At 61.3% G+C, this 4,785-nt stretch carries 5 protein-coding genes and 1 pseudogene; 4 read left to right on the top strand and 2 right to left on the bottom strand.

Features of this window, described 5'->3' with window-relative positions; genetic code table 11:
* Positions 1 to 322 (bottom strand): annotated as a pseudogene (locus tag Q1V60_RS05455) (hydrolase); the annotation flags it as partial.
* A 120-nt stretch (positions 323 to 442) separates the two neighbouring features.
* Here Q1V60_RS05455 and Q1V60_RS05450 point away from each other — a divergent pair.
* The 3 genes from Q1V60_RS05450 to Q1V60_RS05440 all read left to right on the top strand — a co-directional run bounded on the left by Q1V60_RS05450 (position 443) and on the right by Q1V60_RS05440 (position 3,316).
* Complete coding sequence (locus Q1V60_RS05450; protein WP_300628175.1) at positions 443 to 1,069, top strand: TetR/AcrR family transcriptional regulator; 627 nt, start codon at positions 443 to 445, stop codon at positions 1,067 to 1,069.
* A 334-nt stretch (positions 1,070 to 1,403) separates the two neighbouring features.
* Positions 1,404 to 2,723: a PAS domain-containing methyl-accepting chemotaxis protein gene (locus tag Q1V60_RS05445; protein ID WP_300628174.1), complete on the top strand. Its 1,320-nt coding sequence runs from the start codon at positions 1,404 to 1,406 to the stop codon at positions 2,721 to 2,723.
* A gap of 74 nt (positions 2,724 to 2,797) precedes the next feature.
* Positions 2,798 to 3,316 carry a DUF1003 domain-containing protein gene (locus Q1V60_RS05440; RefSeq protein ID WP_300628173.1) on the top strand — a complete coding sequence of 173 codons (519 nt, stop codon included), beginning with the start codon at positions 2,798 to 2,800 and terminating at the stop codon, positions 3,314 to 3,316.
* Here the strand turns inward: Q1V60_RS05440 and Q1V60_RS05435 are convergent.
* Positions 3,313 to 4,197 (bottom strand): LysR family transcriptional regulator, encoded by an 885-nt coding sequence (locus tag Q1V60_RS05435; protein WP_300628172.1) that lies wholly within the window; start codon positions 4,195 to 4,197, stop codon positions 3,313 to 3,315. The genes Q1V60_RS05440 and Q1V60_RS05435 overlap by 4 nt on opposite strands.
* A gap of 78 nt (positions 4,198 to 4,275) precedes the next feature.
* On the opposite strand from Q1V60_RS05435, the gene Q1V60_RS05430 reads away from it, so the two are divergent.
* Positions 4,276 to 4,785: hypothetical protein (locus tag Q1V60_RS05430; protein WP_300628171.1), on the top strand; the 510-nt coding region annotated here is incomplete at its 3' end.

Raw genomic sequence — 4,785 nt, 5'->3', positions numbered from 1 at the left:
AGGGCGAGGCGCGCTCGGCGAATACCGGGTCGGTAATCCAGAATTTACCGCGCATTTTCAGCAGCACGGTTGAATGGCCCAGGCGGAACACACTGTGGTCGGGCGCGGCCACCAAGTGTTCACGGGTCAGGGGTTGTACCGGTATGTTGCCCACAGGCCGCGTAGTGCGCGGCTTGTTAAACACCATGTTCCAAAAGATACGCAAGGTCTTGCCAAAGCCACCGTGCGGCACCGGCGCATCGTTATTGAAAGGCCCAGCGTCCCGCTCGGCAGGCGTGAGCGCAGTGGGTGTGCGGTCAAGTCGGGATGAAATCATGGCCATTGCAAAGTGACTCCTGCGTGCGCCCTTAAATTACACTGCACAGTGTAGTTTCTACATTGCAACAAAACCCGGAGCAAGTAAACTACCGAGTGTAATTTCCTATTGAGCCGAACGTCCTCCATGAATGCCTCCCCACGCCTCACCGACCGTAAACGCGAAGCCATTGTGGCGGCGGCCATCGCCGAATTTCGTGAGAACGGTTTCGAGGTCACCAGCATGGACAAGATCGCCGCCACTGCCGGCGTTTCCAAGCGTACGGTTTACAACCACTTCCCCAGTAAAGAAGAGCTATTCGCCGAAATTCTGCACCAACTGTGGGCCAGCAGCGCCGCGCAACTGGATGTGGCGTACAGCAGCGACCAACCACTGCGCGATCAACTGCGCAGGTTGCTGGAAGCAAAAATGAAGATGATGTCGGATGCCAACTTCCTCGACCTGGCGCGCGTGGCCATTGCCGCCACCATTCATTCGCCGGAACGCGCCCAAGACATGGTCAACCGCCTTAGCGAGCGCGAAGAAGGCTTCACCCAGTGGGTGCGAGCCGCCCAGGAAGACGGCCGTTTGAGTGGCAACGACCCGGCGTTTGCAGCCCACCAGATACAAAGCCTGCTCAAGGCCTTCGCATTCTGGCCGCAGATCACCCTTGGCCAACCCACCCTCGACGCAGCGGCCCAGGCCCATGTGATCGAATCGGCAATCGGCCTGTTCCTCGCAGGCTATGAGGTCGGTTCTCACCCCTCTCGCTAAGGCACGCCTGCCTTCAGCGCTGCAGCAACCGCGTTAATGCCAGCGCGATACCGCCGCACATTTCTCGCCTGAGTCGTCCTATAACTTCCCGTCTGAATCTTCCGCCGCCAGCCTGCTGCGATAGCATAATGCCGCCATTGGTCGTCTGATCAGAAATGCGCCTCCCCGCGGGAGAACTTCTGGGCAAGCCGATCACTCTTAAACCGTTGTTCCACCCTTCTGCCAGCACCAGGAAGCTGGCAATGAGCAAGTCAACCGTGCGGCCCAGGTGCCCTACGGGGTCAGGCGCATCTACATGGATTCCTCATACGCATGCCTGCTCGAGCTCCCGAACATGCTATTCAACGCTTACAAAAAAACCATCACTGCCTTGCACCACACCAACGCGCAACAAGCCAGCCTGCTGGACGCGATCGAGAACTCCATGGCGGTTATCGAATTCGACTTGCAAGGCACGGTGCTGCGCGCCAATGACAACTTCTTAAAGACCCTGGGCTATCGCGCCGAGCAGATCCAGGGCCAATCTCATCGAATGTTCTGCACACCGGCGTTCGCCCGCAGTGCGGAGTACAGCCAGCTCTGGACGCAACTGCGCAACGGCCAATTCCAGTCCGGCACGTTTGAACGGGTAGGCGCCAACGGCGAATCGGTGTGGTTGCAAGCCAGTTACAACCCGGTACGCGACGAAGCCGGCCGCGTGATCAAAGTGGTGAAGTACGCGATGGACGTCACCCAGCGCCTGCAGGCCGAAAGTGAAGCCAACGCCAAACTGCAAGCGATCGACCGCGCCATGGCGATGATCGAGTTCAATCTCGATGGCACCATCATCACCGCCAATGCCAACTTCCTGCAGCGCATGGGCTACAGCCTCGCGCAGATTCAGGGCAAACATCACCGCCTGTTCTGCACGCCCGAGCTGGCCAACAGCACTGCCTACAACGAATTCTGGAAGCGCCTGAACCAGGGTGAACTGTTCAACGGCCAGTTCGAACGGGTGGACAAACACGGCAACACGCTGTGGCTCGAGGCCAACTACAACCCGGTGTACGACGCCAGCGGGCGGCTGTGCAAGGTGGTGAAGTTTGCTTCCGACGTCACGGCCCGAGTGCAACAACATGCGGCCGACGCGCAAAGCGCCGCGCAGGCGTATCACCTGTCGCTGAACACCCAGGACATGGCCGAAAAAGGCGCCGAGGTGATTCAGAAAACCGCCACCGGCATGCGCGAAATTGCCGTCGACATTGACGCCTCTTCGCACCTGATCGCCAAGTTGGGCGAGCGTTCGCAACAGATCACCACCATCGTCAATACCATTCGTGGTATCGCTGACCAGACCAACCTGCTGGCCCTCAACGCCGCCATCGAAGCGGCCCGCGCGGGCGAACAGGGCCGTGGCTTTGCGGTGGTCGCCGATGAAGTACGCCAATTGGCGGCGCGTACCAGCGGCTCCACGGCGGAAATCTCCGGGATGATCGCCATGATCCAGGACGAAACCCGTCAGGCCATCGACAGCATGGACGCCACCCGCGACCGTGCGGCCCAGGGCGTTGAGCTGGCCAACCAGGCCGGTACGGTGATCCTGCAAATTCGTGAAGGTACCAGCGAGGCGGTGCAGGCGGTGAGCGCATTTGCCACTGAGCGAGGCAACCGCTGACCGCTTCTTCATGTGCCTGGCCGAGGGCTCGGTCTATAGTGCGTGATGCCTCACGCCACCGACTCGAGCCTGCCATGACCCCGGAAAAACCTGACCCAACCCCTGTCGACCACCTGCGCTTTCACCGCAGCCACGCTCACCTGGCGCCGACCTTTGGCAACGATACCTTTGCCCTCAAGGCCGAAGCCTTTGCGCGGTTCTTTGGCACGCCGACGTTCCTCGGTGCGCAAACCGCCATTGTGGTGCTGTGGGTGGTGTTGAACATAACCGGCATCACCCACTTCGACGTTTACCCGTTCATCCTGCTCAACCTGGCCTTCAGCCTGCAGTCGGCTTACGCCGCGCCGCTGATTTTGCTGGCCCAGACGCGCCAGGCGGCGCGCGACAAAGCCCAGTCCGACGCCGACGCGCAACACCGCGAAGCCCTGGCCACCGCCAACACCGCACGCCAGGCCCAGGCCGCGCAGACCACCCAACAGCTACTGGAGCTGTTGGAGCAAAACACGCGGCTGACGCAAATGACCCAACAGCTGACAGAACGTATCGAAACCCTGACGTGCGAAATGCATGAGCACTTTGTGCGAAAACACTAGCTGCGCAGCCAGCGCACATGTCGCCCCAACTCATCAAACAGGGTCACCACTGAACGCAAGGCCCGGCAATCGGGGCGCGTCAACAGCCACAGCGCCGTGTCATGCCCTGCCAATGCCGGTCCCATCGTTTGCAAGCCATCGTCCATCAGGAAATCCGGCAATGCCGCCACTCCCAGCCCGGCGCGTACCAACCCGGTCACCGACTGCATGCTGTTGCAGCGATAACTGGGCCGCACGCCCGGAAGATGTTCACGGCGCCAGGCCACGGTGGGGTGATCGGGCAAGAAGTCGTCCGGCGCGATCCAGGCCAGGTCGGCCAGCTCACGGCCCGCATGCCGACGGGCATAATCGACGCTGGCGCACACCTGATACGTCACCGTTCCAAGGCAACGTCCGACAAGATGCTCCGGCGGCTTGCGGGTCAGTCGCAGCGCGATATCCGCATCGCGGCGGCTGAGGTTGGCGAAATCGTTGGAGGTGCTCAGCTCCAGGACCAACGCAGGATAATCCGCCATGAACCTGCCCAGAGCCGGGAGCAACAGACCTTGCAGCACCGCGTCGGTGCACGTCAGGCGCACCGTGCCGCTGATCACTTCACCGCCCTGCTCCACCCCAATGCGCGCAGCCTCCAGGGCCTGTTCGGCGTGCTCGGCCTGTTGCGCCAAATGGTTGGCCAGACCGGTGGGCACATAGCCGGCACGGCTTTTTTCAAACAGCGTCTGGCCCAGGGCAGCTTCCAGGCGCCGCACCGCGCGGAACACCGTGGACACATCCACCCGCAGCAACCCCGCGGCCCGTGCCAGGGTGCCACCGCGAACCAGGGCGAGGACCAGCGACAGGTCGGAATAGTCGACTTGATAGTGCGCAGCTGCATTGAGCATGTGGGAAAACGCCAATATTGATTGCGTGAGCGCCAATCTATAGTGCCCGTCAGGACACCACAAGCCATGGGATTCACGATGAACGACGCCCCGCTGCACCTCGCTCTGATCGGCGATTACAACCCTGACGTGCTTGCGCACCAGGCCATTCCCGTGGCGCTGCAACAAGCGGCCCAAAACCTGAAACTGCGCGTTAACGTGCAATGGCTCGACACCGACACCCTCTCCACCGCCTCGCTGTACGGGTTCGACGGTTTCTGGTGCGTGCCCGCCAGCCCTTACCGCGACACCGAAGGCGCACTGCGGGCCATCCGGTTTGCCCGCGAACAGCGGCGGCCTTTCCTCGGCACCTGCGGTGGTTTTCAACACGCGGTGCTCGAATATGCCCGCAACGTGCTGGGCTGGGCGGATGCCGAACACGGCGAATTGGTACCGGACGCCAAACGTGCGGTTATCACGCCATTGCGTTGTGCGCTGGTGGAAGCAAGCGATTCCGTGCACTTGGAGCCCTATACGCGTATCGCCCAAGCCTATGGCAGCCTGGATATCCACGAAGGTTATCGTTGCCGCTACGGTATCAATCCGCAG

This window comes from Pseudomonas sp. (assembly GCF_030147005.1).
GTDB lineage: Bacteria > Pseudomonadota > Gammaproteobacteria > Pseudomonadales > Pseudomonadaceae > Aquipseudomonas.
The sequence above is the reverse complement of the archived record's forward strand: the minus strand, read 5'-3'. Positions and strand labels throughout refer to the sequence as shown.

Excerpts from the sequence above, each read along its gene's own strand:
- Q1V60_RS05450 (WP_300628175.1), top strand. The coding sequence starts at position 443 with ATGAATGCCTCCCCACGCCTCACCGACCGTAAACGCGAAGCCATTGTG.
- Q1V60_RS05445 (WP_300628174.1), top strand. The coding sequence starts at position 1,404 with ATGCTATTCAACGCTTACAAAAAAACCATCACTGCCTTGCACCACACC.
- Q1V60_RS05440 (WP_300628173.1), top strand. The coding sequence starts at position 2,798 with ATGACCCCGGAAAAACCTGACCCAACCCCTGTCGACCACCTGCGCTTT.
- Q1V60_RS05435 (WP_300628172.1), bottom strand. The coding sequence starts at position 4,197 with ATGCTCAATGCAGCTGCGCACTATCAAGTCGACTATTCCGACCTGTCG.